Here is a 2,617-nt window from a genome sequence, read left to right on the forward strand (position 1 = left end):
CCCTCCCCCGGCGCCGCCCACTTCGCCGCCACCCTCCGCGACTTGCTCCCGACCGCGGTCACCGCCGTCCGCGAACGCCGCCCCCTCGACTGGACCCCACTCCACCTCGCCGCCGCGGCCTGGTCGGCGAAGGAAGGCGACACGGGGGTGACGGTGCGGGGCGCGGAACTCCTGACGGACGCACTGGACGAACTGGCGACGGCACTCTCCCCAGGACCGGGCGGGAGAAACCGGGCGACTCGGAGGGTGGGGTGAGGGGTGGTTGGTTGCGAGGTGGAGGTGGGGCCGATCCGTGTGTAGGTGAGTTGTTTTGGCGGGCGGGGATCGTAGCTGCGGCGACAGGGGAGCTACGGGCCTCGTGGGGGACCATCCCTGTGCGCGGGGGCTATGGGCAGTAAGCGAACTTGCCGACCACTTCCCCGCGTGCGCGGGGACCACGACGGCGCCCCCTACGACAGGGTCCTCGCGACGGGACCATCCCGGCGTGCGCGGGGAGCACCGCGCCGCTCCTTCGGAGACGAGGAGGGCGGTGGGACCATCCCCGCGCGGCGCGGGGACCACGCAGGCCGGCAGTTCTACACGTGGCATTTCACGGGACCACCCCCGCGTGCGCGGGGACCACGAACGGGGCATCGGCTCCACCTTCGACCGCAAGGGACCACCCCCGCGTGCGCGGGGAGCACGCAGGGGCACGGGCCATGCGCCGGCGGAGCGGAGGACCACCCCTGCGTGCGCGGGGAGCACGGGGCGCGCCAACCCCTAGCAGATACCGGGGCGGGACCACCCCCGCGTGCGCGGGGAGCACAGGGCGCGACCTGCGGTTTTCCTCGTAAGGGGCGGGTTTTTTGCTTACTTTCGCGAGAACGGGCAAACCGCACGCACCCGCGCATGCTCCTCTCTCCCTCCCGGCGGCAGCCGCTCCGGCCACCCCCGTCGCCCGCGACTCCCCCAAGCACACGACGCGACTCTAGTCGCCGCGTCGCCCCCGAAACCGTCCACCCGACTGATCACTCCCCGGGCTCAACTCCCGTGCCGCGCAAGCGTGGCCGGATCGGTGTTGGCGCCGCACAGTACTACGCACACCTTCTCGCCCTCTCGCGGTCGGTAGCCGTAGTCCGCTCCCGCTCCCGCTATCGCCCCCGCTCCCGTTCCCGCCGCGCCCCCGCCCGTAAGCGCCGCCAGAGCCGTAGCCGCGCCGTGTTCCACGGCGATGCGGCGTTCCTCCCACAGCGACTGCCGCGCGCGCACGATCTCCTCGTCCCGTACCAGTACCGAACGCACGCCCTCCCCTTGGGCCGTCGACAGGGCCATGGCGGAGGCGCGGCGTGCCCCCAGGGAATCGGAGGCGACCGAGTCGACGGGGACGTCTACCGGGTGGCCGGCCGCCAGGGCGGCGTTGAGGGCGCGGGAGTGTTCCGGTTCCACGGCGACGGTCCGGATGCCGTGCCGCCGGGCCGCCGTGGCGACGCCGGCGAACAGGCCGCCGCCGCCCACCGCGACGATCACCGTGTCCAGGTCGGGAAGGCGCAGGCGGATTTCCTCCAGCAGCGTGCCGGCTCCGGCGGCGATCAGCGGATGGTCGTAGGCGTGGGAGGCCAGCGCACCCGTTTCGGCGGCGAACGCCTCGCAGGCGGCGAGGGCCTCGGCGTACTCGTCGCCGACCAGCCGCACGTCGGCGCCGTAACCCCGGAGCCTGGCGACCTTCACCGCGGGTGCGGTGGCGGGGAGGAAGACCGTGGCGGGCACGCCCTGTTCGCGGGCCGACCAGGCGCAGGCCAGCCCCGCGTTGCCGCCGGAGGCGATGGTGACCCCGGTGTCGGGGAGGGTTCCGGCGTCGCGGTGGGCCTGGAGGAAGTTGCGGGCGCCGCGGGCCTTGAACGACCCCGTGTGCTGCATGAACTCCAGCGCCAGCCAGACCTCGTGAGCTCCCTCGCCACTCGCGGAGGGACCCGCCGGAGCAAGGGCGACAGGGCGGACGTGTCCGGCGATCCGATCGGCGGCGGCCTCGATGTCGGCGTATGTGAGGTGGTGCACTTCGTCGCTCCCGCGGTGGTCGGGTCAAGGCCCGGCGAGCTGCCGGGCGTTGTCGATCATGCCTGGTGGGTGCGCCCGGATGTCCAGTCGTCCCACCCGGTTCGGTTTCGACCGCCGGCGGGGGCGGGGGAGTGGGGGCGCGCCCCCACAAGAAACGGTGAAGGGGCGGGATCGGGGCGAACACCACACCCCCGAGCGCCACGAGATCAGCGTACGAACAACCGGTCCAAGTGCCGGTCCACGTACCCCATCGCCTCCTCCGGCGTGATGACCTCCATCAACGCCGAACTCGTCAGCCCGTCCGTCAGCGCGATGAGCAGCATCGCCTCCAGCTCCGGATCGAGCCCCGGCACCGTATCCCCCCGCTCGGCCGCCTCCCGGAACTGCTCGGCGAAGAAGGCGCGCAGCTTGGGCTGTCCTTCCTGGGCGTGGCGCCGGATGCGCTCGTCGTTGATGGCGCGGACGAAGTAGGCGATGCCGACGAGGAGGCCGGTGCGCGTCTCGTCGTCCAGCGGCAGCATCTCGGCCGCGCACTCGCGCAGGACCGTACGGGGGGAGGGGCCGCTGGAGGGGGCGCTGGAGG

At 73.1% G+C, this 2,617-nt stretch carries 2 protein-coding genes and 1 pseudogene; 1 reads left to right on the plus strand and 2 read right to left on the minus strand.

All coding sequences use genetic code 11. The annotated features are described in order from the left end of the window. A pseudogene (locus ACSNOK_RS32470) lies at nucleotides 1-255 on the plus strand (FUSC family protein); the annotation flags it as partial. A gap of 765 nt (nucleotides 256-1,020) precedes the next feature. Here the strand turns inward: ACSNOK_RS32470 and ACSNOK_RS32475 are convergent. Together ACSNOK_RS32475 and ACSNOK_RS32480 are read right to left on the minus strand one after the other, a co-directional pair. Beyond that, a complete protein-coding gene (locus tag ACSNOK_RS32475; protein ID WP_436784378.1) occupies nucleotides 1,021-2,034 on the minus strand; it encodes a threonine/serine dehydratase in 1,014 nt (337 codons plus the stop codon). 206 nt (nucleotides 2,035-2,240) lie between these two features. Beyond that, nucleotides 2,241-2,617: TetR family transcriptional regulator C-terminal domain-containing protein (locus ACSNOK_RS32480; protein WP_436784379.1), on the minus strand; the 377-nt coding region annotated here is incomplete at its 5' end.

The organism is Streptomyces sp. URMC 126 (assembly GCF_051386555.1).
In the GTDB taxonomy this organism is placed as follows: domain Bacteria; phylum Actinomycetota; class Actinomycetes; order Streptomycetales; family Streptomycetaceae; genus Streptomyces.